The sequence below is a fragment of the Pseudomonas oryzihabitans genome (assembly GCF_007665395.1).
Classification (GTDB): domain Bacteria; phylum Pseudomonadota; class Gammaproteobacteria; order Pseudomonadales; family Pseudomonadaceae; genus Chryseomonas; species Chryseomonas psychrotolerans_C.
The window spans coordinates 772038-797634 of sequence record NZ_VDND01000001.1 but is presented as its reverse complement, the minus strand read 5'-3'; the positions used below and the strand labels follow the sequence as shown (position 1 = coordinate 797634).

At 65.9% G+C, this 25597-nt stretch carries 23 protein-coding genes and 2 tRNA genes; 23 read left to right on the top strand and 2 right to left on the bottom strand.

Annotation, left to right across the window (positions count from 1 at the left end):
- Nucleotides 1-10: 10 nt before the first annotated feature.
- The 5 genes from FSV73_RS03475 (at nucleotide 11) to FSV73_RS03455 (ending at nucleotide 5124) form a co-directional block, all read left to right on the top strand.
- Entirely contained in the window at nucleotides 11-1111 is a 1101-nt protein-coding gene (locus FSV73_RS03475) for an ABC transporter ATP-binding protein (RefSeq protein WP_145003869.1), read from the top strand.
- Nucleotides 1112-1237: 126 nt separating this feature from the next.
- A complete protein-coding gene (locus FSV73_RS03470) occupies nucleotides 1238-2143 on the top strand; it encodes a carbohydrate kinase family protein (protein WP_145003866.1) in 906 nt (301 codons plus the stop codon).
- 40 nt (nucleotides 2144-2183) lie between these two features.
- Entirely contained in the window at nucleotides 2184-3395 is a 1212-nt protein-coding gene (locus FSV73_RS03465; protein ID WP_145003863.1) for an AGE family epimerase/isomerase, read from the top strand.
- A gap of 62 nt (nucleotides 3396-3457) precedes the next feature.
- Entirely contained in the window at nucleotides 3458-4858 is a 1401-nt protein-coding gene (locus FSV73_RS03460; RefSeq protein ID WP_145003860.1) for a carbohydrate porin, read from the top strand.
- 92 nt (nucleotides 4859-4950) lie between these two features.
- Nucleotides 4951-5124, top strand: a complete 174-nt coding sequence (locus FSV73_RS03455) for a DUF1289 domain-containing protein (protein WP_145003858.1) — start codon at nucleotides 4951-4953, stop codon at nucleotides 5122-5124.
- Between the two features lie 339 nt (nucleotides 5125-5463).
- Here the strand turns inward: FSV73_RS03455 and FSV73_RS03450 are convergent, their stop codons facing one another.
- Nucleotides 5464-6348: a LysR family transcriptional regulator gene (locus FSV73_RS03450; RefSeq protein ID WP_145003855.1), complete on the bottom strand. Its 885-nt coding sequence runs from the start codon at nucleotides 6346-6348 to the stop codon at nucleotides 5464-5466.
- A gap of 141 nt (nucleotides 6349-6489) precedes the next feature.
- Here FSV73_RS03450 and leuC point away from each other — a divergent pair, with 141 nt between their 5' ends.
- The 18 genes from leuC to FSV73_RS03360 all read left to right on the top strand — a co-directional run bounded on the left by leuC (nucleotide 6490) and on the right by FSV73_RS03360 (nucleotide 24626).
- The gene (gene leuC, locus FSV73_RS03445; RefSeq protein WP_145003852.1) at nucleotides 6490-7914 is read left to right on the top strand and encodes a 3-isopropylmalate dehydratase large subunit; all 1425 of its coding nucleotides are present in this window, start codon (nucleotides 6490-6492) and stop codon (nucleotides 7912-7914) included.
- 11 nt (nucleotides 7915-7925) lie between these two features.
- The gene (gene leuD, locus FSV73_RS03440) at nucleotides 7926-8570 is read left to right on the top strand and encodes a 3-isopropylmalate dehydratase small subunit (protein ID WP_145003849.1); all 645 of its coding nucleotides are present in this window, start codon (nucleotides 7926-7928) and stop codon (nucleotides 8568-8570) included.
- Nucleotides 8571-8616: 46 nt separating this feature from the next.
- Entirely contained in the window at nucleotides 8617-9381 is a 765-nt protein-coding gene (locus FSV73_RS03435) for a class I SAM-dependent methyltransferase (RefSeq protein ID WP_145003846.1), read from the top strand.
- Between the two features lie 19 nt (nucleotides 9382-9400).
- Entirely contained in the window at nucleotides 9401-10483 is a 1083-nt protein-coding gene (gene leuB, locus FSV73_RS03430) for a 3-isopropylmalate dehydrogenase (RefSeq protein WP_145003844.1), read from the top strand.
- A 56-nt stretch (nucleotides 10484-10539) separates the two neighbouring features.
- A complete protein-coding gene (gene asd / locus FSV73_RS03425; RefSeq protein WP_145003841.1) occupies nucleotides 10540-11652 on the top strand; it encodes an aspartate-semialdehyde dehydrogenase in 1113 nt (370 codons plus the stop codon).
- Nucleotides 11653-11728: 76 nt separating this feature from the next.
- Nucleotides 11729-12724 carry an aspartate-semialdehyde dehydrogenase gene (locus tag FSV73_RS03420; RefSeq protein ID WP_145003838.1) on the top strand — a complete coding sequence of 332 codons (996 nt, stop codon included), beginning with the start codon at nucleotides 11729-11731 and terminating at the stop codon, nucleotides 12722-12724.
- Nucleotides 12725-12845: 121 nt separating this feature from the next.
- A complete protein-coding gene (locus tag FSV73_RS03415) occupies nucleotides 12846-15530 on the top strand; it encodes a FimV/HubP family polar landmark protein (protein WP_186309142.1) in 2685 nt (894 codons plus the stop codon).
- Nucleotides 15531-15601: 71 nt separating this feature from the next.
- Nucleotides 15602-16453 (top strand): tRNA pseudouridine(38-40) synthase TruA, encoded by an 852-nt coding sequence (truA, locus tag FSV73_RS03410; protein WP_145003832.1) that lies wholly within the window; start codon nucleotides 15602-15604, stop codon nucleotides 16451-16453.
- A gap of 54 nt (nucleotides 16454-16507) precedes the next feature.
- On the top strand, nucleotides 16508-17137 hold the full coding sequence (locus FSV73_RS03405; RefSeq protein ID WP_145003829.1) for a phosphoribosylanthranilate isomerase: 630 nt from the start codon (nucleotides 16508-16510) through the stop codon (nucleotides 17135-17137).
- A gap of 211 nt (nucleotides 17138-17348) precedes the next feature.
- On the top strand, nucleotides 17349-18218 hold the full coding sequence (accD, locus tag FSV73_RS03400) for an acetyl-CoA carboxylase, carboxyltransferase subunit beta (protein ID WP_145003826.1): 870 nt from the start codon (nucleotides 17349-17351) through the stop codon (nucleotides 18216-18218).
- Complete coding sequence (folC, locus tag FSV73_RS03395) at nucleotides 18218-19510, top strand: bifunctional tetrahydrofolate synthase/dihydrofolate synthase (RefSeq protein WP_145003823.1); 1293 nt, start codon at nucleotides 18218-18220, stop codon at nucleotides 19508-19510. Before accD ends, folC begins: the two co-directional genes overlap by 1 nt.
- A 3-nt stretch (nucleotides 19511-19513) precedes the next feature.
- Complete coding sequence (locus tag FSV73_RS03390; RefSeq protein ID WP_145003820.1) at nucleotides 19514-20179, top strand: SPOR domain-containing protein; 666 nt, start codon at nucleotides 19514-19516, stop codon at nucleotides 20177-20179.
- 54 nt (nucleotides 20180-20233) lie between these two features.
- Nucleotides 20234-20779 carry a CvpA family protein gene (locus tag FSV73_RS03385; protein WP_145003817.1) on the top strand — a complete coding sequence of 182 codons (546 nt, stop codon included), beginning with the start codon at nucleotides 20234-20236 and terminating at the stop codon, nucleotides 20777-20779.
- Between the two features lie 82 nt (nucleotides 20780-20861).
- The gene (purF, locus tag FSV73_RS03380) at nucleotides 20862-22370 is read left to right on the top strand and encodes an amidophosphoribosyltransferase (protein ID WP_145003815.1); all 1509 of its coding nucleotides are present in this window, start codon (nucleotides 20862-20864) and stop codon (nucleotides 22368-22370) included.
- Nucleotides 22371-22380: 10 nt separating this feature from the next.
- The gene (locus tag FSV73_RS03375) at nucleotides 22381-23592 is read left to right on the top strand and encodes an O-succinylhomoserine sulfhydrylase (RefSeq protein WP_145003812.1); all 1212 of its coding nucleotides are present in this window, start codon (nucleotides 22381-22383) and stop codon (nucleotides 23590-23592) included.
- Nucleotides 23589-24356 (top strand): SDR family oxidoreductase, encoded by a 768-nt coding sequence (locus tag FSV73_RS03370; RefSeq protein WP_145003809.1) that lies wholly within the window; start codon nucleotides 23589-23591, stop codon nucleotides 24354-24356. The genes FSV73_RS03375 and FSV73_RS03370 overlap by 4 nt, the downstream gene beginning before the upstream one ends.
- Nucleotides 24357-24435: 79 nt before the next feature.
- Nucleotides 24436-24511, top strand: a tRNA-Val gene (locus tag FSV73_RS03365).
- Nucleotides 24512-24549: 38 nt separating this feature from the next.
- A tRNA-Asp gene (locus tag FSV73_RS03360) sits at nucleotides 24550-24626 on the top strand.
- 383 nt (nucleotides 24627-25009) lie between these two features.
- Here FSV73_RS03360 and FSV73_RS03355 read toward each other — a convergent pair.
- Entirely contained in the window at nucleotides 25010-25543 is a 534-nt protein-coding gene (locus FSV73_RS03355; protein WP_145003806.1) for an RNA polymerase factor sigma-70, read from the bottom strand.
- Between the last annotated feature and the right edge of the window lie 54 nt (nucleotides 25544-25597).

Genomic DNA, 25597 nt, shown 5'->3' with positions numbered 1-25597 from the left:
GAAGGCCCCCATGGCAGCTCTCGAACTCAAACGCGTACGCAAGACCTACGGCAACGCCGCCCAGGAAGCCCTCAAGGGCATCGACATCCGCATCGACGCCGGCCAGTTCCTCATCCTGGTCGGGCCCTCCGGCTGCGGCAAGTCCACCCTCATGAATGCCATCGCCGGCCTCGAAGACATCAGCAGCGGCGCCATCTGCCTGGACGGCGAGGACGTCACCCAAGTCGAGCCCAAGGACCGGGACATCGCCATGGTGTTTCAGTCCTACGCCCTGTACCCGACCATGACCGTGCGCGAGAACATCGCCTTCGGCCTGAAGATCCGCAAGACACCCAAGGAGCAGATCGACGCCGAGGTGGCGCGCGTCGCCAAGCTGCTGCAGATCGAACACCTGCTCGAGCGCAAGCCGGCGCAGCTCTCCGGTGGCCAGCAGCAGCGGGTGGCCATGGGCCGCGCCCTGGCACGCCGGCCCAAGCTCTACCTGTTCGACGAGCCGCTGTCCAACCTCGACGCCAAGCTGCGGGTGGAGATGCGCACCGAGATCAAGCTGATGCACCAGCGCTTGCAGACCACCACCGTCTACGTCACCCATGACCAGATCGAAGCCATGACCCTGGGTGATCGCGTCGCGGTGATGAAGGACGGTGAGGTGCAGCAATTCGGCACCCCGGAGGAAATCTACAACGATCCGGCCAATCTCTTCGTCGCCAGCTTCATCGGCTCGCCGCCGATGAACTTCGTACCCGTACGCCTGGAAGCGCGCGAGGGCAGGGTGGTCGCCCAGGTGACCGGCGACACCGGAGACAGCCAGGTCGAATTGCCGGAACTCGATCCGGCGCTGGCTGGCAGAGAGGCTATCCTGGGGGTGCGGCCGGAGCAGATCCAGTCCGCGCATCCGGCCGACAACGCCGTCCCCGGCATCCTGACCCGAGTGCAGGTGGTGGAGCCGACCGGGCCGGATACCTTGCTCTACGCCGAGTGGAACGGTACCAAGGTGTGCTGCCGGGTGGCGCCGGGAGAGGCCCCGCGTCCGGGTGATCAGGTGCTGTGGCGCATCGATGCGCGACGGGCGGTACTGTTCGATCCGGCGAGCGGTCGCCGACTTTCTTGAACGTAGCTCATGGCTGAAACGTTACAGCAATGGTAAGGTCCGCCCGCCGCCGCGCCTGACGTCGGGTCGCGGCCCTACCAGAGACCAGGGGTAGCCTTGGTCGCCGTGACAGACAGGAGAACAAGAATGGCACTACCCCGCGTCGTGGTCTTTGGCGAAGCCCTTACCGACATCGTCCAGGGTAATCCTGGCGAATGGCGCGGTTACCCGGGCGGTGCCCCCTGGAACGTGGCCCGTGGCCTGGCCCGACTGGGTGTGGAAAGCGCCTTCGGCGGGGCCATCAGCCAGGACGGCCTGGGCGACGAGATCGCCTGGCAATCGGAAACCGCTGGCCTGGATGCCCGCTTCCTGCAGCGCGTCGCCGCCGATCCGTTGGTGGCCATCGTGCCGTCGAGTCGTCCGCCGCGCTATTTCTTCGCCGGCGAAGCCGATCTCCAGTTCGATCCCGCCTTGCTGCCCGCCGGCTGGCTGGAGGCGGCCGAAGTCTGCCATTTCAGCTGCATCAGCCTGGCCCGTTATCCGCTGGCCGACACCCTGCTGGACCTGGCGCGTCAGGCCAAGGCCGCCGGCAAGCGCCTGAGCTACGACCCCAACTGGCGCAACCTGATGGACGAGCGCTATCGCCAGCAGACCTTTCCCGAGCTGGTGCGCTTGGCCGACGACATCAAGCTGTCCGACGAGGACATCCGCCAGATCTATCCAGGCCTGGACGAGCGCGCGGCGCTGGACGAACTGCGCGCCCTCAATCCCCAGGCGCGCATCCTCTTTACCCGCGGCGAACACGGCCTGGTGCTCTACACGCCGGAAGGCGAGTGGCAGCAGGCCGCCATCGCCGTGGACGTGGCCGATACCGTGGGCGCTGGCGACGCCTGCATGGCCGGCTGGCTGGCCTCGGGCCTGCTGGGCCTGACCGACCCCCAGCAACGCCTGAGATTCGCCGCCGCCAGTGCGTCCGTGTCCTGCCGCCATGCCGGCGCCTATGCACCGACCCGGGCCGACGTCGAGGCCCTGCTGCAGGTGAGCCCCCACTAGAACGCTGTCCCACAACAACAATAGCCGCCAAGGAAACCCGATGGACTTCCCCGATTTTCGTCGTCGCGAGACCCTGTTGGAGCACGTGCGCCAGACCCTGGCGTTCTACCACCCCCGCTGTGTCGATCCGCAGGGCGGCTTCTATCACTTCTTCAAGGACGACGGCACGGTCTACGACCGCCAGACCCGCCACCTGGTCTCCAGTACCCGCTTCGTCTTCGACTTCGCCATGGCCTACCGGCATTTCGGCGAACCAGCCTTTCTCGACGCCACGCGCCATGGCCTGAGATACCTGCGCGAGCGCCATCGCCAGGCCAACGGTGGTTATGCCTGGCTGCTCGACGGCGACACCGTGGTGGATGGTACCAACCACTGCTACGGCCTGGCCTTCGTGGTGCTGGCCTATGCCCATGGTCTGCAAGCGGGTATCGAAGAGGCGCGCGGTTGGCTGGGCGAAGCCTGGGAATCCCTGGAAACCCATTTCTGGCGCGAAGCCGACGGCCTCTATGTCGACGAGATCAGCGCCGACTGGCAGACCGTCTCGCCGTACCGCGGCCAGAACGCCAACATGCACGCCTGCGAAGCCCTGCTGGCCGCCTACGAAGCCAGCGGCGAGGTCCGCTACCTGGATCGCGCCGAGACCCTGGCGCGCAACATGACCCAGCGCCAGGCGGCGTTGACCAAAGGGCAGGGCGCCGCGGCCGACCAGGTCCCCGGTGGCCTGATCTGGGAGCACTACCACAGCGACTGGTCCATCGACTGGGACTACAATCGCGATGATCCGGCCAACCTGTTCCGCCCCTGGGGGTTCCAGCCGGGCCACCAGATCGAATGGGCCAAGCTGCTGCTCATCCTCGAACGCCATCGTCCCCAGGCCTGGCTGCTGCCGCGGGCCCGCGAACTCTTCGATGCGTCCTGGCGGCTGAGCTGGGACGGCGAGCACGGCGGGCTCTACTACGGCTTCGCCCCGGATGGTTCGCCCTGCGATCCGGACAAGTACTTCTGGGTCCAGGCCGAGGCCCTGGCCGCCACGGCGCTGCTGGCTGACCGCAGTGGCGAGGGGCGCTACTGGGAACACTATGAAGCGCTCTGGCGCTACAGCTGGGAGCATTTCATCGATCACGAGCACGGCGCATGGTGGCGCCTGCTCGACCGTCGGAACACCAAGTATTCCGACGACAAGAGTCCGGCCGGCAAGGTCGACTACCACACCATGGGTGCCTGTTACGAAGTCCTCAACGTCCTGCCGTAAGTATTAGAGACGCGGGTTTCGGGCCCTGGGTGTCAACACTTCTATAAAAAGGGATCTCAGTAATGAACAGTCAGAATCACAAGAATCGTCGGGGTAACGCACTGCCCCTGGTCTCGCTGCTCGCCCTGGCGGTAGCCGCAGGCGCCCAGGCGGCGCCCCAGGCCAACCCGGGTGGCAACTTCAGTGGGGTGAACAATACCGAAGCCGCCTTCGAGCCTCTGGGCAACACCATGACCGGTGATTGGGGCGGCGTGCGCAAGGACCTGCGCGACAAGGGCTGGGACATCAAGCTCGAATACGTCGGCGAAGGCGCGACCAACCTGCGTGGCGGCTACGACGACGACCGTACCGGTCGCTGGAGCTCCCAGTACATGTTCGGCCTCTGGGGCGACATGAACAAGATCGCTGGCTGGGAGAACTCGGTATTCAAGCTCGCCATCACCTCCCGTGACGGCCGCAACCTGACCGATGACCGCATCACCGATCCGCGCGTGGGCGGCTACTCCTCGGTGCAGGAAGTTTACGGCCGCGGCCAGACCTGGCGTCTGACCCAGCTGTGGCTGTCCAAGGGCTTCTTCGATGGCCGCCTGGACATCAAGGCGGGTCGCTTCGGCGAAGGCGAGGACTTCAACTCCTTCGAATGCGACTTCCAGAACCTGGCGTTCTGCGGCTCTCAGGTCGGTAACTGGGAAGGCGTCTGGTACAACTGGCCGGTCAGCCAGTGGGCCCTGCGCGTCAAGTACAGCCTGACCCCGGAACTGTTCGTCCAGGTCGGCGCCTACGAGCAGAATCCGTCGCTGCTGGAAACCGGCAACGGCTTCAAGCTCAACGGTAGCGGCACCAAGGGTGCGGTCCTGCCGGTGGAAATGGTCTGGTCGCCGAAGGTCAACGGCCTGCCGGGCGAATACCGTGTCGGCTACTACTACAGCACCGCCGATGCCAACGACGTCTACGAAGACGTCAACGGCAACTCCGCCGCCCTCACCGGGCTGGACTACAAGGAGCACTCCAGCAAGCACGGCTACTGGGTCGTGGCGCGTCAGCAGATCACCGCGCACAACGATGACCCGAGCCGCGGCCTGTCGGTGTTCGCCAACTTCACCGCCCATGCCAAGGACGTCAACAAGGTCAGCAACTACGTCCAGGCCGGTCTGGTGTACAAGGGCCCCTTCGATGGCCGTCCCAAGGATGACATCGGCTTCGGCGTCGCGCGGATCAGCACCAACAGCGACTTCCGCGACAACCAGCGCGCCCTCAACCAGGCCGCCGGTGCCACCGACTACGACGATCCGGCCTACACGCCGCTGCAGCACAACGAGTACGACGCCGAACTCTACTACGGTGTGCACGTGACCAACTGGCTGACCGTTCGCCCCAACATCCAGTACATCAAGAGCCCGGGTGGTGTGCGTGAGGTCGACAATGCCGTGGTCGGCGGCCTGAAGGTTCAAGCGGTTTTCTAAATCGCCTCCATAGCCCGCCATCCCGCTGGATGGCGCTGGCCAAGGCCCTGCAGTCGTTATACTGCAGGGCCTTTTTCATTTTCGAGGTTGCCGTGGGTAAGGTCGAAAGTCCCTGTATCAGCCAATGCAAGATCAAAGACGAAGTCTGCCAGGGATGTGGCCGCAAACGCGCCGAGATCAAGGGATGGAAGGAGATGAAGGACAAGGCGCGCAAGGAAGTCATCGACAAGTCGAAGAAGCGCCTGAAGAAGCTCAAGAAGGGTTGAGCGACTTCGCTTGGCACGTTCCGTAGGTTGGGTTGAGCGTAGCGAAGCCCAACACTGCCGAGCCAGCTACCCACTGTTGGGCTTCGACGATAAGGCCGTCTCAACCCAACCTACGCCTGATAGCGTCGAACGCCCGCTCGGCCAGCCCCCTCTCCCTGCGGGAGAGGGTTGGGGTGAGGGCCCCTCGCCACCGAACGCCCCGGTGGAAAGGCCGCGCCGTTTCCCAAGCTATGGCATTGATTTCATCGCGGCCATGGGGAAGCAGGCACTTCCCGTAGGAGCGGCCCATGGCCGCGATCACCCTTGTACGACCCGGCCATCCCATCCCCGGCCAGGCGCTCAAGACGCTTCGGTGCTCCCTGCCTCATCCAACAACCCCATGAACGCCTGAGCCGCATTCGAATGGGTACGCTCGGTATGCAGGATGTACCCCAGCCGCCTTTCCAACTGGATACCGGGCAAGGGTAACCGGCACACCTGGTCGTCGAGCAGCGTACGCGGCAGCACGCTCCAGGCGAGGCCAATGGACACCAGCATCTTGATGGTCTCCAGGTAGTTGGTGCTCATGGCTATGTTCGGCGTCAGCCCCTGGGCATCGAACAGGCCGTGGACGATGAGTCGGGTGAAGGTATTGCCACCGGGAAACACCGCCGGGTGCCGCGCCACATCGGCCAGGCTAACGCTGGTCTGGGTCGCCAGCGCATGTTCCGGTGCTGCCACGAAATCCAGCGGATCGCGCCAGACCGGGACCGCGCGGATGGGCGCAGTGGTCTGCGGCGCGAGGGTGATGATGGCGAGCTCCACACGCCCATGCAGGATTTCGTCGTAGGCGGCTTCCGAGTCGAGGAAGCGGATGTCCAGCGCGACCTCCGGATAGTCCCGGGTGAAGCGCCGCAGGATCGGTGGTAGCCGATGCAGGCCGATGTGATGACTGGTCGCCAGTGTCAGCCGGCCGCCGATGGCACCATTGAGATTGGTGAGCGCGCGCCGAGTGTCATCTATCACGCCTAGAATCTGATAGGCGCGAGGTAGCAGGGCGCGTCCGGCCTCGGTTAGGCTGACTTCGCGGCCTATGCGGTCGAACAGGCGCAGCCCCAATTGCTGTTCCAGCGCCGCGATGCGTTTGCTGACCGCGGGCTGGGTGAGATGCAGGCGCTCTCCCGCATCGGAAAAGCCCCCGGTTTCGGCCACCGCGACGAAGGCATTGAGATTGGCGAGGTCCACGTCGTCGAATTCCAGTTGGTTATGCGCTTCATGAAAAAGATGAATTTGTTTCATGCGAGCCTAGCGCGGTATCTTTGACCCCACAAGCACCAAGGGCATGCAAAGGCCCGTGCCGTTCCACGCCTGATGAGGAATCGATCCATGGCTGGCAAGACGCTCTACGACAAACTCTGGGATATGCACCTGGTCAAGCAGCGCGACGATGGTTCGGCGCTGCTCTACATCGACCGCCACATCATCCACGAAGTGACCTCGCCCCAGGCCTTCGAAGGCCTGCGTCTGGCCGGCCGCAAGCCCTGGCGCCTGGACGCCAACCTCGCGACCCTCGACCACAACGTACCCACCACGCCGGATCGAAAGGAAGGCCTCGAGTCCATCAAGGACGAGACCTCGCGTATTCAGGTCCGCACCCTGGACGAGAACTGCGATGACTTCGGCATCACCCAGTTCAAGATGAACGACGTGCGCCAGGGCATCGTCCACGTGATCGGCCCGGAGCAGGGCGCCGTGCTGCCCGGCATGACCGTGGTCTGTGGTGACTCCCACACCTCCACCAACGGCGCCTTCGCTGCCCTGGCCCATGGCATCGGCACCTCCGAGGTCGAGCACGTGCTCGCCACCCAGTGCCTGGTGGCCAAGAAGATGAAGAACATGCTGGTGAAAGTAGAAGGCGAATTGCCCTTCGGCGTCACCGCCAAGGACATCGTCCTCGCCATCATCGGCAAGATCGGTACCGCCGGCGGCAATGGCCATGCCATCGAATTCGCCGGCAGCGCCATCCGTGCCCTGTCCATGGAGGGCCGCATGACCATCTGCAACATGTCCATCGAGGCCGGTGCCCGGGTCGGCATGGTCGCGGTCGACCAGACCACCATCGACTACGTCGAGGGTCGTCCCTTTGCGCCCACCGGTGCCGTCTGGGAAGCCGCGGTGGCCGAATGGCGTGGCCTGGTGTCCGACGCCGACGCCCACTTCGATACCGTGGTCGAACTCGACGCTGCCCAGATCAAGCCGCAGGTCAGCTGGGGCACCTCGCCCGAGATGGTCCTGGCCGTCGACCAGCAGGTACCGGATCCGACCCGCGAAGCCGATCCGGTCAAGCGCGGCTCCATCGAGCGCGCCCTCAAGTACATGGGCCTCAAGGCCAACCAGCCGATCACCGACATCGTGCTGGACCGCGTCTTCATCGGCTCTTGCACCAACTCCCGCATCGAAGACCTGCGCGCCGCCGCTGCTGTGGCCAAGGGCCGCAAGGTCGCCGCGACCCTCAAGCAGGCGCTGGTGGTACCGGGCTCGGGTCTGGTCAAGGCCCAGGCCGAGCGCGAAGGGCTGGACAAGGTCTTCATCGAGGCCGGCTTCGAATGGCGCGAGCCGGGCTGCTCCATGTGCCTGGCGATGAACGCCGATCGCCTGGAGAGTGGCGAGCACTGCGCCTCCACCTCCAACCGCAACTTCGAAGGCCGTCAGGGCGCTGGTGGTCGTACCCACCTGGTGAGCCCGGCAATGGCCGCCGCCGCTGCCATCGCCGGCCGTTTCGTCGACGTCCGCGACTTCGCCACCGCCTGAGGAGCCTGACCATGCAAGCCTTCACCCAGCACACCGGTTTGGTCGCGCCCCTGGATCGCGCCAATGTCGACACCGACCAGATCATTCCCAAGCAATTCCTCAAGTCGATCAAGCGCACCGGCTTCGGCCCGAACTTGTTCGACGAGTGGCGCTACCTGGACGTCGGCCAGCCCGGCCAGGACAACAGCAAGCGGCCGCTCAACCCGGAATTCGTGCTCAACCAGCCGCGCTATGCCGGTGCCAGCATCCTCCTGGCCCGCGAGAACTTCGGTTGCGGCTCCAGTCGCGAACACGCGCCCTGGGCCCTGGATGGCTACGGCTTCCGCTCGGTGATCGCACCGAGCTTCGCCGACATCTTCTTCAACAACAGCTTCAAGAATGGCCTGCTGCCGATCATCCTCGGCGACGCCGAGGTCGACGAGCTGTTTCGCCAGGTCGAGGCCAACGAGGGCTACCAGCTGGTGGTCGACCTCGAGAGCCAGACGGTACTCCGGCCCGATGGCGTGGCGCTGCCCTTCGAGATCGATGCCTTCCGCAAGCATTGCCTGCTCAACGGCCTGGACGACATCGGCCTGACCCTGCAGGATGCCGACGCCATCGCGAGCTTCGAAGGCCGCTATCGCCAGAGCAGTCCCTGGATGTTCCCCAACGCCTGAACCCAGTCGCCGGTTCCCTCGGACCGGCGTCCCTCCCGGAGGCTCCATGAGCGGTGAACACGAGCAACACGTACAGCAGCAATTCGGCGCCACCGCCGAGGCCTATCTGACCAGTGCCGTCCACGCCCAGGGGGCCGAGCTGCTCGAACTGCGTGACGCGGTCGCCCAGCGCGAAGGCGCAAAGGTACTGGACCTCGGCTGTGGCGGCGGTCACGTCAGCTACAACGTGGCGCCCGTGGCCGGGCAGGTGGTCGCCCTGGACCTCGCCGAGGAAATGTTGTCGGTGGTCAAGCGCACCGCCGCCGAGCAGGGCCTGGACAACATCAGCGTCCAGCCTGGCATGGCCGAGCACCTGCCTTTTGGCGACGCGAGCTTCGACTTCGTCTTCAGCCGCTACTCGGCGCACCACTGGCGTGACATCGGCGCCGCCCTGCGCGAGGTGCGTCGGGTCCTGCGGCATGGTGGGGAGATGGCTATCATCGACGTCGTGTCGCCCGCCAACCCGCGCCTGGACACCTACCTGCAAACGGTGGAAATCCTGCGCGACATCAGCCATGTGCGCGACTACTCCCTGGCTGAATGGCACCGCCTGCTGGATACCGCCCGGCTGGGCGTCACCCGATGCCGGCGGCAGCGCCTGCGCCTGGACTTCGCCAGCTGGACCGAGCGCATGCGTACTCCCGAGCCGCAGTGCCAGGCCATTCGCAGCCTGCAGAAGAAGATCGGCCAGGAAGTCCGCCAGTATTTCGAAATCGACCGCGACGGCTCCTTCACCGTCGACGTCATGGTTCTCTGGGCCCAGCCCATCTGATTTGGAACAGGAAAAGACAATGAGCAAGCAGATCCTCATCCTGCCGGGCGACGGCATCGGTCCGGAAATCATGGCCGAAGCGGTCAAGGTGCTGGACAAGGTCAATCATGACTACGACCTGGGCTTCGAGCTGGTCCATGATGACCTGGGTGGCGCTGCCATCGACCGCTATGGCGTGCCCCTGGCCGATGAGACCCTGGCTCGTGCCCGTGCCGCCGATGCCGTACTTCTGGGCGCCGTCGGCGGTCCCAAGTGGGACAAGCTCGAGCGTGACATCCGTCCCGAGCGCGGTCTGCTGAAGATCCGCTCCGCCCTGGGCCTGTTCGGCAACCTGCGACCGGCCATCCTCTATCCGCAACTGGCCGAGGCCTCCACCCTCAAGCCCGAGGTGGTATCGGGGTTGGACATCCTCATCGTCCGCGAGCTGACCGGCGGCATCTACTTCGGCTCGCCGCGCGAGACCCGGGTGTTGGAGAATGGCGAACGCCAGGCCTTCGATACCCTGCCGTACAGCGAAAGCGAGATCCGCCGCATCGCCCGCGTCGGCTTCGACATGGCGCGTCTGCGGGGCAAGAAGCTCTGCTCGGTGGACAAGGCCAACGTTCTCGAATCCAGCCGCCTGTGGCGCGAAGTGGTGGAGGAGGTGGCCAAGGACTACCCGGACGTCGAACTCAGCCACATGTACGTCGACAACGCCGCCATGCAGCTGGTCCGCGCGCCCAAGCAGTTCGATGTGATCGTCACCGACAACATGTTCGGCGACATCCTTTCCGACGAAGCCTCGATGCTCACCGGTTCCATCGGCATGCTGCCCTCGGCGTCCCTGGATGCCGACAACAAGGGCATGTACGAACCCTGCCACGGCTCGGCGCCGGACATCGCCGGCCAGGGCGTGGCCAATCCACTGGCGACCATCCTGTCGGTAGCCATGATGCTCAGATACACCTTCGGCGCTGCCGAGGCGGCAGCGGCCATTGAGACCGCCGTGGGCAAGGTGCTCGACCAGGGGCTGCGAACCGGTGACATCTGGTCGGAAGGCAAGCAGCGGGTCGGTACCCGGGAGATGGGCGAGGCAGTGGTAGCCGCTCTCGGAAGGCGTTAATCTGATCGGCCGCCTGGGGAGGCGGCCGTCCTCAAGACAATAAAGGTGCAGTAGCGATGAAGCGTGTAGGTCTGATCGGTTGGCGTGGCATGGTGGGCTCCGTGCTCATGCAGCGCATGCTCGAAGAGCGGGATTTCGACTTGATCGAACCCGTGTTCTTCACCACTTCCAACGTCGGCGGTGAAGGCCCCGCGATTGGCAAGAGCGTGGCGCCGCTCAAGGATGCCTACAGCATCGACGAGCTCAAGACCCTCGACGTCATCCTCACCTGCCAAGGGGGCGACTACACCAGCGAGGTGTTCCCCAAGCTGCGCCAGGCCGGCTGGAAAGGCTACTGGATCGACGCCGCCTCCAGCCTGCGCATGCAGGATGACGCCGTCATCGTGCTGGACCCGGTCAACCGTCGGGTCATCGACCAGGCCCTGGCCGACGGCCGCAAGGACTTCATCGGCGGCAACTGCACCGTCAGCCTGATGCTGATGGCCCTGGGTGGCCTGTTCGAAGCCGGTCTGGTGGACTGGATGAGCGCCATGACCTACCAGGCCGCCTCCGGCGCCGGTGCTCAGAACATGCGCGAGCTGATCCGCCAGATGGGCGCGACCCACGCCGCCGTGGCCGACAGCCTGGCCGATCCGGCCAGCGCCATCCTCGACATCGACCGCCAGGTCGCCGAGACCCTGCGCAGCGAGGCCTTCCCCACCGAGCAGTTCGGTGTCCCCCTGGCCGGCAGCCTGATCCCCTGGATCGACAAGGAACTGCCCAACGGCCAGAGCCGCGAAGAGTGGAAGGCCCAGGCCGAAACCAACAAGATTCTCGGCCGCTTCAAGAATCCCATCCCGGTGGACGGCATCTGCGTGCGCATCGGTGCCATGCGTTGCCACAGCCAGGCGCTGACCATCAAGCTGAACAAGGACGTGCCACTGTCCGACATCCACGGCCTGATCAGCCAGCACAATCCCTGGGTCAAGCTGGTGCCGAACAACCGCGACGTCAGCATGCGTGAACTGACCCCGGCTGCCGTCACCGGTACCCTGAGCGTGCCCGTCGGACGCCTGCGCAAACTGAACATGGGCTCCCAGTACCTGGGCGCCTTCACCGTTGGCGATCAGCTGCTGTGGGGCGCGGCCGAGCCGCTGCGGAGGATGCTGCGGATTCTGCTCGAGCAGTGATCTGGCGGCTAAACGTTTGCCTATAGAGGAGGGCCGCCAGTAAAGTGCGGCCCTCTTTCGTTGCGGACGTCCCATCATGACTGCCAGAGATATCGCCCTCGTCGGCGCCACCAGTGCCTACGGCGAAGCCATTCGTGAACTCCTCGACGAGCGCGACGTGCCCCTCGGGCGGCTGCACCTGCTCGCCAGTGGTGAGTCGGCGGGTCAGAATCTGCCCTTCCGAGGCAGCAACCTGCGCGTCACCAGTCTCGACGGCTTCGATTTCGCCCAGGTCGGCATCGTCATCCTCGCCGTACCGGCCGCCGTGGTGGAAAGCCTGAGGCCGCAACTCGCCGCCGCCCGCTGCGCCGTGCTGGATCTCAGCGGCGCCTCCGCCGCGGTCTCCGTCCTGCCGCGCATCAATGGCGAATGCCTGGACACTCTCTCGGCCGCCCCCTGGCTCGGGGTGCCCCTGGCGGCGGCCCAGGCCGCCGCCAGCGTGGCCGCCGTGCTGGCGCGCCTGAATCCCCTGAGCGATGCGTCCTTGACCGCCTGCCTGGCCGCTTCCGGTGCCGGCCGTGGCGGTGTCGAGGAGCTGGCGCGGCAGGCGACCGAATTGCTTAACGGTCGTCCTGTCGAATCCCGGCTGTTCGAGGGGCAGCTGGCCTTCAATCTGCTCGGTCGGACCGGTGCCCCGGCTGCGGATGGCTATACTCCCCAGGAACATCGGCTGCTGGACGAATGTCAGCAGGTGCTGGGTGAGACGCTGCCGGTGCTGGATGTCACGGCGCTGCAGGCGCCGGTGTTCTTCGGCGACAGCCTGTCCCTGAGTGTCCGCGGCAAGGAGCCGTGGGTGCTGGAGCAGGTGCTGGAGGCCCTTGGCGACGAGCCCGGGCTGTCAGTGGACGACGATGTGGAATGTCCCTCGGCGGTCGGTGATGCATTGGGCCGCGAAGAGGTATTGGTAGGGCGAGTACGCCGGCATCCGCGCGATGCTCGGCGACTGGAATGCTGGCTGGTGGCGGACAACATCAGGTTGTCGGCGCTCACGGCCGTTCAGCTGGCCGAATTGTTGCTTAAACAGTCGGCCTAAAAGATACTTCGTGAAACGCTTCGCCCTTTGGCTGACCCAGGGGGCAGGGGATGTAGCACGTAGCGATGGACGCAGGTGCCACTTCGGTGCCGCGGTCGACAGCTTCTAAAAAGGGACGGTCATGGTTCGAGTTCAGAAACTGGTGCGGGCAATTGCAGCGGCTAGCGCCTTGATGTCTGGCGCCGCCCAGGCGCTCAGCCTAGGCGAGATCCATCTCAACTCAGCCCTCAACCAGCCTTTCGATGCCACCATCGATCTGTCGGACCTGCGCGACCTCGGCACCGCCGAGCTGAGACCCAATCTGGCGTCCGCCGAGGAATTCGGCAAGGCGGGCGTCGACCGTGCGTTCTTCCTCAACGACCTCAAGTTCACCCCCGAGGTGCGCAACGGTCGCACGGTCATCCGCGTGACGTCCGCGCGCCCGGTGCGCGAGCCCTATCTCAATTTTCTGCTCGAGGTGAATTGGCCCAGCGGCCGGATCCTGCGTGAGTACACGGTGCTGCTGGATCCGCCGCTGTATACTCCGCAGGCCGCGGCGGCGCCTTTTGCGCCTCAGGTACCGGCGACCCCGCGTGCTCGTACCCCGGCGCCGGCGGCACCCCGTCCGGCAGCCGCGCCCGTTGCCCAGGAGCCCGCCACGGCTCAGGCGCCAGGAACCTACACCACCGAGCCACGCGACACGCTGTGGGAGGTCGCGGCGCGCAATCGTCCCACCTCGGGCGTTAGCGTCGACCAGACCATGCTGGCGATCCAGGACCTGAATCCGGATGCCTTCATCGATCGCAACATCAATCTCATGAAAAGCGGGCAGGTGCTGCGCCTGCCCGACCAGACCCAGGCCCGCACGCGCTCCCAGCGTGAGGCGGTGGCGGAAATCGCCCGGCAGACCCGCAGCTGGAAACAGGGTGGCGACAGTGCGCCTGCCGGCACCCCGCGCCGGCAGGTAGACGCGTCCGCGCAGCCGAGCGCCAACGAGGCGCCCGCTGCGCCGGCACCCAAGGACAACCTCAAGCTGCTGTCTGGCCAGGCGTCCGGTCGCACGGGCGAAGCGAGCGGTGGCAAGGGGAGTGACCAGTCGCTCGCCGATCGTCTTGCGGTGACCCAGGAAAGCCTGGATACCACGCGTCGCGAGAACGAAGAACTCAAGAGTCGGCTGGGCGACCTCCAGTCGCAGCTCGACAAGCTGCAGAAGATCATGCAGCTCAAGGATGCCCAACTGGCCCGCATGCAGGCCAACATGGCCAATCCGCAGGCAGCAGGCCAGCCCGCGCAGGTGCCCGCCGCACCGGAGGCCGCGGCGCCAGCCCAGCCAGCCGGCAATGGCACGGCGCCGACATCCCAGGATCCCGCAGCGGCCGCCCCGGCTACGCCTACGGCGGAGGCCAGCCAGGCCCCGGCGGCCACGGCGCCGGCCAGTGAGGGCGGTACCGGTGCAGCGCCGCCCGCCGCCAGTCCCAGCGAGCCCAAGGTGATTCCGGTTACCCCGAGCAGCCCGGCGACCGAGCCGACCGAGGCGACCAACAGCTTCCTCGACGAGATTCTCAGCAACCCGCTGTGGTTGGGCATCATCGGCGGCAGCGCGCTACTGGCCCTGCTGGTATTGCTGATGATCAATTCGCGGCGCAATGCGGTGAAGGAAGCCGAGCGTGAGCGCGAGGCCGAAGCCGCACGAACCGATACCGTATTCGATACGGACCCGGAGCTCGGTGACCATCACGGTCTCGCCGGGCTCGAACTGGGTCAGGGCTCTCCTGACGCGGCACGCGATGCCGATGCCCAGGACGACGCGCTCGGCCAGGCAGACATCTACATGGCCTATGGCCGGTTCAGTCAGGCTGCCGAAGTACTCAAGAAGGCGAGCGACCAGGAGCCCCACCGCGCCGATCTGCGCCTCAAGCTCATGGAAGTCTATGCCGAGATGGGCGACAAGGACGGCTTCCAGCGCGAGGAGCGCGAGCTGAAGGAAATCGGTGGTGCCCAGCCTGCCGTCGATCACCTGAAGTCGCGCTACCCCGCCATGGCGACGGTGGCCGTGGCCTCCGCGGCGATCGGGGCGGCGGCCCTGGCAGCTGCGCACGAGCTCAGCCAGGAGGAGTCCCGCAACCAGGGCTTCTCCGCCACCGAAGACAGTCAGGACTTCGACCTGTCCCTGGATGACTTCGGCAGCGAGGACACCCAGGGCCATCAGCCCGGCGGTCCGGCCGAGGAGCCGCTGTTCGGCGAAGCCTTCGCCGAGGCCAAGGCCAACAGCGTCGAGTCCCGTGACGATTTCGACTTCGATCTCAATTTCGATGCCGAGCCCGCGGCCACCCCGGCGGCGACTCCCGCCGCCAAGGATGACGATTTCGCCCTGGACTTCAGCGAATTCGAGCGGCAGGGTGACCTGGCGCACGAGGAGCCCCTTGCGGATTCCGGCGCCAGCGGCTCGGCCTTCGACGAGCCGCTGGCGCCGCCGGCGACCTCGACGGCCGACGCCGAATTGCCCGCGAGTTTCGATCTGTCCGACTTCGACGACGAGCAGCCGGCGCCCAAGCGCGAAAGCGACGAGGAATTCGCCGCCCGCCTGCAGGAAGCCTCCCGCCAGTTCGATGCCGAGACCACCAGCGGCACCACCGGTGGGGACGGTCTGGACGACTTCGACTTCCTGTCCGGCGAAGACGAGACTGCCACCAAGCTGGACCTGGCGCGTGCCTACATCGACATGGGCGATCCGGAAGGTGCCCGGGACATCCTCGACGAGGTATTGGCCGAGGGTAACGCCGGGCAGCAGCAGGAAGCGCGCGAGATCATCGCCCAGCTCAGCTAAGGCTGGCCGGACTTGGCAGAGGAGGGGAGGCGCTATAAGCTGCCTCCCCTTTTTTTCGCCTGGCCGTCGTCTTGGATTTTCTAGACCCCACCATCATCGTCCCGCCGCAGCGTATCGCGCTCGGAGTCGAGTACAAGGGCGCCCGCTATCGTGGCTGGCAGCGCCAGCAGCCTGGCGTGCGCTCCGTCCAGGAGACCCTGGAAGACGCCCTGTCCGAGGTCGCCGCTGCGCCCATCGCGCTGCATTGCGCGGGCCGTACCGACTGTGGCGTGCACGCCACCGGCCAGGTGGTGCATTTCGAGTCCCCGGTCGCGCGGCCACTCAAGGCCTGGGTGATGGGCACCAACGCCAATCTGCCGTCCGACATCAGCGTCACCTGGGTCAAGCCGGTCAGCAACGAATTCCATGCCCGTTTCAGCGCCATGGCGCGGCGCTACCGCTATGTGATCTACAACGATCCGATCCGGCCTGCGCACCTGGCGGAGGAGGTCACCTGGAATCATCGTCCGCTGCGTATCGAGCCCATGCGCGAGGCGGCCCAGGTGCTGCTCGGTACCCATGATTTCACCTCTTTCCGGGCCAAGGCCTGCCAGGCCAAGTCGGCGATCAAGACCATCCACCACCTGCGCCTCTGGCAGAGCGGGCGGCTGATCGTCCTGGACATCCGCGCCAATGCCTTCCTGCACCACATGGTGCGCAACATCGCCGGGGTGCTGATGGCGGTGGGCTGTGGCGACCGGCCCGTGGAGTGGGTCGCCGAGGTCCTGGCGGCGCGCGAGCGACGGCTGGGAGGCGTCACCGCCCATCCCTACGGCCTCTACCTGGTGGACGCCGAGTATCCCGCGAGCACGCCCGTGCCCAAGCGGCCGCTGGGGCCGCTGTTCCTCGGCCATATCCCCGAGCTGGATGACCTCCCGGGCTGACGCTGCGCGGGTGGTCTGCTAACATCCATCGATTTGGAACGAGGTCATTCCGGTTTGGCTAACGTTCGAGTGAAGATCTGCGGCATCACCCGCGTCGAGGATGCCCTGGCCGCCGCGGCCGCCGGCGCCGATGCCATCGGCCTGGTGTTCTATGCGCGCAGCCCGCGGGCGGTGAGCGCTGCCCAGGCGCGCCAGATCGTCGCGGCGCTGCCGCCCTTCGTCACCAGTGTCGGGCTCTTCGTCGATGCCTCGCCCTGCGAGATCGAGGAGATGCTGGATGCCGTGCCCCTGGACCTCCTGCAATTCCACGGCGAGGAATCGCCCGCGCAGTGCGCCCGTTATCGCCGTCCCTATATCAAGGCGCTGCGCATGCGCGAGGATATCGACCTTGCGGCCGTCGCCCGTGACTATGCCGGCGCCCGCGGCTTGCTGCTGGATACCTATGTGGCCGGCGTGCCCGGTGGGACCGGTCAAGCCTTCGACTGGACGCGGGTGCCGCGGGATCTGCCGTTGCCCCTGATCGTGGCGGGTGGCCTGGAAGCGGCTAACGTCGCTACCGCCATCGCGGCGTCCCGGCCCTATGGCGTGGACGTGAGCGGCGGCGTAGAGCAGGCCAAGGGCATCAAGGATGCCGCCGAGATCGCGCGCTTCGTGGCGGCGGTGCGAGGTGCGCCGGTCGCCTGATGTGACCCTCGCCACGTGGTTGCCGTCCATTCCTGCGACATATTCGAGCAGGCCTACCCTGGGTGGGTCTGCCGTCCGGCTCCCGGCGAGCCGGCATGAGACAACAGGGTAGCGGCCCGGGAAACAGCGGGCGTTGCCGAATTCATTACAGATGCTCAAGGAAGGCGTGGCTCAGGCCGCGCTGGGAGCCCATGCAAGTGGAGAGAGATGCATGAGCAATTGGCTGGTCGACAAACTGATTCCTTCCATCATGCGGTCCGAGGTGAAGCGCAGTTCGGTGCCGGAAGGTCTTTGGCACAAGTGTCCGGCCTGCGAAGCGGTCCTCTACCGTCCGGAGCTGGAAAAGAACCTGGACGTGTGCCTGAAGTGTGGTCACCACATGCGCATCAATGCGCGTCGTCGCCTGGACATCTTCCTCGACGCTGAAGGTCGTGAAGAACTGGGTACCGAGCTGGAGCCAGTGGACCGGCTGAAATTCCGCGACAGCAAGAAGTACAAGGACCGTTTCACCGCGGCGCAAAAGGAAACCGGCGAAAAAGACGCCCTGATCTCCATGCGTGGCTCGCTCAAGGGCATGCCGGTGGCGGTCTGCGCCTTCGAATTCTCCTTCATGGGCGGTTCCATGGGCGCCGTGGTCGGCGAACGCTTCGTGCGCGCCGCGAACGTGGCGCTGGAAGAGCGCTGCCCGCTGATCTGCTTCTCCGCCTCGGGCGGTGCGCGGATGCAGGAAGCCCTGATTTCCCTCATGCAGATGGCCAAGACCTCCGCGGTCCTGGCCCGGTTGCGCGAAGAGGGCATTCCCTTCATTTCCGTCTTGACCGATCCGGTCTACGGTGGGGTTTCCGCCAGCCTGGCCATGCTGGGTGACGTCATCGTCGCCGAACCCAAGGCCCTCATCGGCTTCGCCGGTCCGCGCGTGATCGAGCAGACCGTGCGCGAGAAGCTGCCGGAAGGCTTCCAGCGCAGCGAGTTCCTGCTGGACCACGGTGCGGTTGACCTCATCGTGCCGCGCAAGGAGCTGCGTGACCGTCTGGCGCGCCTGCTGGCGACCTTCCAGCACCAGCCGGCCCCGGCCGCCTGATGGCTTCGCGCAGCCTCGCGCAGTGGCTGGCCTATCTCGAGCAGCTGCATCCATCGGCGATCGACATGGGCCTGGACCGGGTGCGCGAGGTGGCGCAGCGGCTGGGGCTGACCCGGCCCGCCCCGCGCGTGGTGACCGTGACCGGCACCAACGGCAAGGGCTCTACCTGTGCCTTTCTCGCCAGCCTGCTGCGTGCCAGCGGGCAGCGAGTGGGTGTCTATGCCTCGCCGCATCTGGTGCGCTACAACGAGCGTGTCGATGTCGACGGCACGCTCGCCAGCGATAGCGATCTCTGCACCGCCTTCGCGGCGGTCGAAGCCGCTCGCGGCGAGATCAGTCTGACCTATTTCGAAGTGGGTACCCTGGCGGCCTTCTGGCTGTTCGAGCGCGCCCAGTTGGACGTGGCCGTTCTCGAAGTCGGTCTGGGCGGACGTCTGGACGCGGTCAATCTGATCGATGCCGATCTGGCGCTGGTCACCAGCATCGGTCTGGATCACGCCGAATGGCTGGGCGACACCCGCGAAAGCGTGGCCGTGGAAAAGGCCGGGATCTTCCGCGCCGGCAAGCCGGCCCTGTGCGGCGATCTGGAGCCCCCGGCGCCGCTGACCGAAGCCGCCGAGCGCCTGGGTGCACCCTTGCTGCTACGCGGCGAAGCCTTCGATCTGCAGATCGAGAGCGCCGGCTGGTTCTGGCGCGGACGCGATGCCCAGGGCAACGCCCTGGCGCTACCCGGTCTGCCATTGCTCGACCTGCCCATGGAAAATGCCGCCCTGGCCTTGCAGGCCTACGCCTTGCTCGACCAGCCCTGGCTGCCGGAGCGGATCGCCGCGGCCCTGCAGGCGACGCGCATGACCGGACGACTCGATCGCCGCCAGGTCGAGCGGGCAGGGGAGACCCGCAGCGTCCTGCTGGACGTGGCCCACAATCCCCATGCCGCCGAGTACCTGGCCCGGCGCCTGGCGATGAGGCCGATCGCAGGCGTGCGTCGCGCGGTGTTCGGCGTCCTGGCCGACAAGGACCTGGACGGCATCCTGGCGCTCCTGGAGCGCCTGTTCGCCAGCTGGGCGGTGGCAACCCTGCCGACCCCGCGCAGTCGCGACGGTGCCGAGGTGGCCGCAGTCCTGGCCGCGCGCGGCGCCCAGGCCGAGGCCCACGCCTCCCTGCTGGCCGCCTTCGAGGCGCAACTGGCCGCCAGCGCGGTGGACGACGAGGTGGTCGTGTTCGGCTCCTTCTACAGCGTCGCCGAGGTCCTCGCGCAGCTGTCTTCCCCATCCGAATCCGCGGAGGCATAACCCATGCTCAAGCAAAGAGTCATCGGAGCGCTGGTGCTGCTGGCGCTGATCATCATCTTCGTGCCCATGCTCTTCAATCGCCAGGATGACGCCCGCAAGGTAGTGGTCGAGGCGCCGCCCCAGCCGGCGGCGCCCGTCGTGCCCAGCACCGAGGTCCAGCCGGTGCAGACGCCCGAAGCCCCGCCGGTGGTGGTGGTGCCGGACGAGCCGGCCAAGCCGCTCGGCAAGCCGCAGACGCCCATCGCCGGTACCGCCGGCCAGGCACCGACGCAGAATGCGCCGGTCAATGCCGCGCCGTCCCAGCCGCAAGCTGCCGCGCCGGTCGCCAAGGCACCTGCTGCCCCCGCGCCCGTCGCCAGTGCCCCGGCGGCGCCAGCGGCCACTCCGGCGCCCGCGGCCAAGCCGGAATTGCGCCTGGGCGCGGCCAATCTGCCCAACAGCTGGTCGGTCCAGCTCGCCAGCCTGTCGTCTCGGCCCAGTGCCGATGCCCTGCAGGCCAAGCTGCGCAGCCAGGGCTACAATGCCTACGTGCGGACCGCCGACGGCATGAATCGGGTCTTCGTCGGACCGGTGATAGAGCGCAGCGAGGCCGATCGGCTGCGCGATCAGCTCAACAAGCAGAATGGCGTCAAGGGCTTCGTCGTACGCTTTCAGCCCGAGCGCGGTTAACCCGGTCACAAGGCTCTGCTAGAATGCAGGGCCTTTTTGTTAGTGGACCTTGCCGTGGGCTTCACCTGGGTGGACTGGGCGATCGTCGCCGTCGTCGTCGTTTCCAGCCTGATCAGTCTCAGGCGCGGCTTCGTCAAGGAAGCCTTGTCATTGGCCACCTGGATCGTTGCCGGTGGCGTGGCCTGGGTCTTCGGTGGGGCCCTGTCCACCTATCTGGTCGACTATATTCAGGTGCCTTCCGGGCGGGTGATCGCCGCCTGTGTCATTCTTTTCGTGCTGACGCTGCTCGTCGGCGCCCTGGTGAGCTTCTTGCTTGGCGAATTGATCCGCGTCACCGGATTGTCGGGCACCGATCGGTTTCTCGGCATGGCCTTCGGTGCCGCCCGCGGTGCCTTGCTGATCACCGTGGCCGTGGGGCTGTTGAGCCTGGGGCCGGTCCAGCAGGATGGCTGGTGGCAACAGTCGGTGCTGGTTCCACATTTTCTCCTGGTGGCCGATTGGTCGAAGAATCTGCTGCTGGGGTTTGCCGGCCAGTGGCTGGGCGCGACGCCCATGCCCAGTCTGCAACTGTTGCCACAGCTGGGGCCGAAGGCTCCTTGAACGGTTTTCCAGGCCTCGCATTGCCGGGGTCATCCTGCGATGGTTCGCCGTCGCATCACTTGAAACAGTGGGGTCGCGTCACATGTGTGGCATCGTAGGTATCGTGGGCAAGACGAACGTCAACCAGTCGTTGTACGACGCGCTCACCGTCCTTCAACATCGCGGTCAGGATGCCGCCGGTATCGTCACCAGCCTGGACGGTAAACTCTTCCTGCGCAAAGACAACGGCCTGGTCCGCGATGTCTTCCAGCAGCGCCACATGCAGCACCTGGTCGGCCACATGGGCATCGGCCACGTGCGCTATCCCACCGCCGGCAGCTCCAGCTCCGCCGAGGCGCAGCCGTTCTACGTCAACTCGCCCTATGGCATCACCCTGGCGCACAACGGCAACCTGACCAACGTCGAGCAGCTGTCCCGCGAGATCTACGAATCCGATCTGCGCCACGTCAACACCACCTCGGATTCCGAGGTGCTGCTCAATGTCTTCGCCCACGAGCTGGCGGTGCGCAACAAGCTGCAGCCGACCGAGGACGACGTCTTCGCCGCGGTCTCCGAGGTGCATGAGCGCTGCCGTGGCGGCTATGCCGTGGTGGCCATGGTCACCGGCTACGGCATCGTCGGCTTCCGCGATCCCAACGCCATTCGCCCCATCGTCTTCGGCCAGCGTCACACCGAATACGGCGTGGAATACATGATCGCCTCCGAGAGCGTCGCCCTCGACGTGCTCGGCTTCACCCTGATCCGTGACCTGGAACCGGGCGAGGCGGTGTACATCACCGAAGACGGTCGCCTCTACACCCGCCAGTGCGCGCAGAATCCACAATATGCGCCCTGCATCTTCGAGCACGTCTACCTGGCCCGGCCGGATTCCATCATCGATGGCATCTCGGTGTACAAGGCGCGCCTGCGCATGGGCGAGAAGCTCGCCGAGAAGATCCAGCGCGAGCGTCCCGAGCATGACATCGACGTGGTCATCCCGATTCCGGACACCAGCCGCACCGCGGCGCTGGAGCTGGCCAACCACCTGGGTGTCAAGTTCCGCGAGGGCTTCGTCAAGAACCGCTACATCGGCCGGACCTTCATCATGCCCGGCCAGGCCGCGCGCAAGAAGTCGGTGCGCCAGAAGCTCAATGCCATCGAGCTGGAGTTCCGCGGCAAGAACGTGATGCTGGTGGACGACTCCATCGTCCGTGGCACCACCTGCAAGCAGATCATCCAGATGGCCCGCGAGGCCGGCGCCAAGAAGGTCTACTTCTGCTCGGCGGCCCCGGCGGTGCGCTTCCCCAACGTCTACGGCATCGACATGCCCAGCGTGCACGAGCTGATCGCCCACGGCCGCACCACCGAGGAAGTCGGCGAGCTGATCGGTGCCGACTGGCTGATCTACCAGGATCTGCAGGACCTGCAGGAAGCCGTGCGTACCCGCAAGGCACCCAAGGTCGAGCAGTTCGACTGCGCGGTGTTCGATGGCGAGTACATCACCGGCGACGTCGATGCCGCCTATCTGAATCGGATCGAGCAGGCGCGCAACGACGCCGCCAAGGTCAAGCACAAGGCCGTCAGCGCCATCATCGATCTCTATAACGACTAAGGAGCTGCACATGAGCCAAGACTGGGATGCCGGACGCCTGGACAGTGATCTCGAGGGCGCGGCCTTCGAGACCTTGGCGGTGCGGGCAGGGCAGCAGCGCTCGCCGGAAGGCGAGCATGGCGAAGCCCTGTTCCTGACCAGCAGCTACGTGTTCCGCACCGCCGCGGATGCCGCGGCGCGTTTCGCCGGCGAGGTGCCGGGCAACGTCTATTCGCGTTATACCAACCCCACGGTCCGTACCTTCGAGACCCGGATCGCGGCCCTCGAAGGCGCGGAGCAGGCGGTGGCCACCGCCTCGGGCATGTCGGCCATCCTGGCCATGGTGATGAGCCTGTGCAGCGCCGGCGACCACGTGCTGGTCTCGCGCAGCGTGTTCGGCTCCACCATCAGCCTGTTCGAGAAGTACTTCAAGCGCTTCGGCATCGAGGTGGACTATCCGCCGCTGGCCGATCTGGACGCCTGGCAGGCGGCCTGCAAGCCGAATACCCGGCTGTTTTTCGTCGAGTCGCCGTCCAATCCCCTGGCCGAGCTGGTGGACATCGCGGCCCTGGCCGGGATCGCCCATGCCCAGGGCGCGCTGCTGGCGGTCGACAACTGCTTCTGCACCCCGGCACTGCAGAAGCCACTGGCGCTGGGTGCCGACATCGTCATCCATTCGGCGACCAAGTACATCGATGGCCAGGGCCGCGGCATGGGTGGCGTGGTCGCTGGCCGTGCCGAGCAGATGAAGGAGGTGGTGGGCTTCCTGCGCACCGCCGGTCCGACCCTGAGTCCCTTCAATGCCTGGCTGTTCCTCAAGGGCCTGGAGACGTTGAAGATCCGCATGCAGGCGCACAGCCAGACCGCGCTGGAGTTGGCGCGTTGGCTGGAAGGGCAACCCGGTATCGAGCGTGTCCACTACGCCGGCCTGGAAAGCCATCCTCAGCACGACCTGGCCCGCCGCCAGCAATCGGCCTTCGGCGCCGTGGTGTCCTTCGAGGTGGCGGGCGGCCGTGACGCCGCCTGGCGCTTCATCGATGCCACCCGCATGATCTCCATCACCACCAACCTGGGGGATACCAAGACCACCATCGCCCACCCGGCGACCACCTCCCATGGTCGGCTGTCGCCCGCCGAGCGGGCCAATGCCGGTATCCGTGACAGCTTGATCCGCGTGGCGGTCGGCCTGGAAGACCTCGGTGACCTGCAGCAGGATTTGGCCCGCGGACTGGCGGCACTATGAGCCTGACGTTCGCACCAGTGGAGCCGCGGGTCGCCCTGGTCACCGGTGCTGCCCGTGGCATCGGCCTGGGCATCGCCGCCTGGCTGGTCGCCGAGGGGTGGCGCGTGGTGGTGGCCGACATCGAGCACGAGCGCGGCGCCAAGGTCGCAGCCGCCTTGGGTGAAAAAGCCTGGTTCGTGGCCCTCGACGTCGCGGACGAGGCTCAGGTCGAATCCGCGGTGGCCCAGGTGGTCGGCCAGTTCGGAAGGTTGGACGCCCTGGTCAACAACGCTGGCCTGGCCAGTGCCCAGGGGCAGCCCTTGGAGAGCTTGGCGCTGAGCGAGTGGCGACGAGTGCTCGGGGTGAATCTCGAAGGTCCCATGCTCCTGGCCAAGCATTGCGCGCCCTACCTGCGCGAGCAGCAGGGCGCCATCGTCAACATCGCCTCCACTCGAGCCCAGCAATCCGAGCCGCACAGCGAAGCCTATGCGGCCAGCAAGGGTGGGCTGTTGGCACTGACCCATGCGCTGGCGATCAGTCTAGGCCCCGACATCCGGGTGAACGCGCTCTGTCCTGGCTGGATCGATGCACGGGATCCCCACCCCCGGGAAACCGAGCCGTTAGCCGCGGCAGATCATGAGCAGCATCCGGTCGGCCGGGTAGGGACGGTGGAAGACGTGGCGGCCTGCGTGGCCTGGCTGCTCGGCGGTAACGCTGGTTTCATCACGGGCGAGGCCATCACCCTGGACGGTGGCATGACCCGCAAGATGATCTACCTGGAATAGCGCTCGAAGAAAATAAAATTGGAAAAATCCTTGACGGATCAAAGGGCTACGAGGAGAATGCGCGTCACCCGAAGGGGATGGCTGATTAGCTCAGCTGGGAGAGCACCTGCATCACACGCAGGGGGTCGGCGGTTCGATCCCGTCATCAGCCACCAAACTCTTCGGGAAGTGTTCCGCAAGGTGCACGCAATGCGCGGCGGTAGTTCAGTCGGTTAGAATACCGGCCTGTCACGCCGGGGGTCGCGGGTTCGAGTCCCGTCCGCCGCGCCATATAGCCTTCGTCCTGGGTCCTCTGAACTGCCCGGACGAGACAAGAGAAGCTGCCTTCGGGCGGCTTTTTTTGTGCCTGGAAAAAGTTTGTCCATCGCTGCCGCTCCAGCACCCGGACGGCTTGGCATGCAGTGTCGCTGGCTTACCCAAGGCTGCTGGCGTATCTACCTGGGCGCGATGAAGGGTGTATTTGGATCTGCTCACGACCCTTGGCAGGTCGTGTCGGCGCTAGTCCAATTCGCGTCCTTCAACTGGGGAAGCCCGTACCCAGTGGGTAGTCGTCCCGTGCATCCCTCATAGGACGACCGCCGCCGTTGACTCCTTCGGTCGGAGGCTGGAGCGCTCAGGGCACGCCGTCCTGCTGCGTGTCCGGCTTAGAGGGCCTAGGCGAAGTCTCTCAGCGATTGGTGGCAGTGCGCCAGGGCATCGCGGATCATGAAGTTGACCAGGGTGGGAGAGACGCCCAGTTCCTTGGCGATGTCCTTTTGCGCGACGCCATGGATGCGATACATCTCGAAGGCGTACCGAGTCCGCTGCGGTAGCTCGGCGAGCGCCGCGTCCAGATGATTCAGGGTGCGCTGGCCGATGTAGGTGTTCTCCGGGCCAGGGGATGCCACCGTGGCCACCTCTTCGTGATCCTCCTGGGGGCTGGTGTACTTGGACTCGACGGATCTCTTGCGATAGTGGTCGATGGCCAGATTACGGACGACCTGGAACAGATAGCCGACCTGGGCCTTTAGCGAGGAGGTGATCTGCGGCGCCGTCTCGAGGCGGAAATAGGCGTCCTGCACGACATCCTCGGCGCGGGACGGACAGCCGACGATCCGGGTCGCCGCTTTCACCAGTACCGGGCGCTGGGAGACGAAGGTGTTCAGCAGGGGCGTATTGCAAGGGAGGGAAACCTGAGGCTCTGACATGCGCGTTCCTTGTGGGCCTGGCAGCGGGTGCCCTTTTGGTGGTGCAAATTATTT

What these genes read in the sequence shown, in the direction of transcription:
- FSV73_RS03475 (WP_145003869.1), top strand. Translation starts at nt 11, where the DNA reads ATGGCAGCTCTCGAACTCAAACGCGTACGCAAGACCTACGGCAACGCC.
- FSV73_RS03375 (WP_145003812.1), top strand. Translation starts at nt 22,381, where the DNA reads ATGAGCCAAGACTGGGATGCCGGACGCCTGGACAGTGATCTCGAGGGC.
- FSV73_RS03415 (WP_186309142.1), top strand. Translation starts at nt 12,846, where the DNA reads ATGGTTCGAGTTCAGAAACTGGTGCGGGCAATTGCAGCGGCTAGCGCC.
- FSV73_RS03390 (WP_145003820.1), top strand. Translation starts at nt 19,514, where the DNA reads ATGCTCAAGCAAAGAGTCATCGGAGCGCTGGTGCTGCTGGCGCTGATC.
- leuB (WP_145003844.1), top strand. Translation starts at nt 9,401, where the DNA reads ATGAGCAAGCAGATCCTCATCCTGCCGGGCGACGGCATCGGTCCGGAA.
- leuC (WP_145003852.1), top strand. Translation starts at nt 6,490, where the DNA reads ATGGCTGGCAAGACGCTCTACGACAAACTCTGGGATATGCACCTGGTC.
- FSV73_RS03435 (WP_145003846.1), top strand. Translation starts at nt 8,617, where the DNA reads ATGAGCGGTGAACACGAGCAACACGTACAGCAGCAATTCGGCGCCACC.
- accD (WP_145003826.1), top strand. Translation starts at nt 17,349, where the DNA reads ATGAGCAATTGGCTGGTCGACAAACTGATTCCTTCCATCATGCGGTCC.
- purF (WP_145003815.1), top strand. Translation starts at nt 20,862, where the DNA reads ATGTGTGGCATCGTAGGTATCGTGGGCAAGACGAACGTCAACCAGTCG.
- FSV73_RS03460 (WP_145003860.1), top strand. Translation starts at nt 3,458, where the DNA reads ATGAACAGTCAGAATCACAAGAATCGTCGGGGTAACGCACTGCCCCTG.
- FSV73_RS03470 (WP_145003866.1), top strand. Translation starts at nt 1,238, where the DNA reads ATGGCACTACCCCGCGTCGTGGTCTTTGGCGAAGCCCTTACCGACATC.
- FSV73_RS03370 (WP_145003809.1), top strand. Translation starts at nt 23,589, where the DNA reads ATGAGCCTGACGTTCGCACCAGTGGAGCCGCGGGTCGCCCTGGTCACC.
- FSV73_RS03355 (WP_145003806.1), bottom strand. Translation starts at nt 25,543, where the DNA reads ATGTCAGAGCCTCAGGTTTCCCTCCCTTGCAATACGCCCCTGCTGAAC.
- FSV73_RS03465 (WP_145003863.1), top strand. Translation starts at nt 2,184, where the DNA reads ATGGACTTCCCCGATTTTCGTCGTCGCGAGACCCTGTTGGAGCACGTG.
- leuD (WP_145003849.1), top strand. Translation starts at nt 7,926, where the DNA reads ATGCAAGCCTTCACCCAGCACACCGGTTTGGTCGCGCCCCTGGATCGC.
- folC (WP_145003823.1), top strand. Translation starts at nt 18,218, where the DNA reads ATGGCTTCGCGCAGCCTCGCGCAGTGGCTGGCCTATCTCGAGCAGCTG.
- asd (WP_145003841.1), top strand. Translation starts at nt 10,540, where the DNA reads ATGAAGCGTGTAGGTCTGATCGGTTGGCGTGGCATGGTGGGCTCCGTG.
- FSV73_RS03420 (WP_145003838.1), top strand. Translation starts at nt 11,729, where the DNA reads ATGACTGCCAGAGATATCGCCCTCGTCGGCGCCACCAGTGCCTACGGC.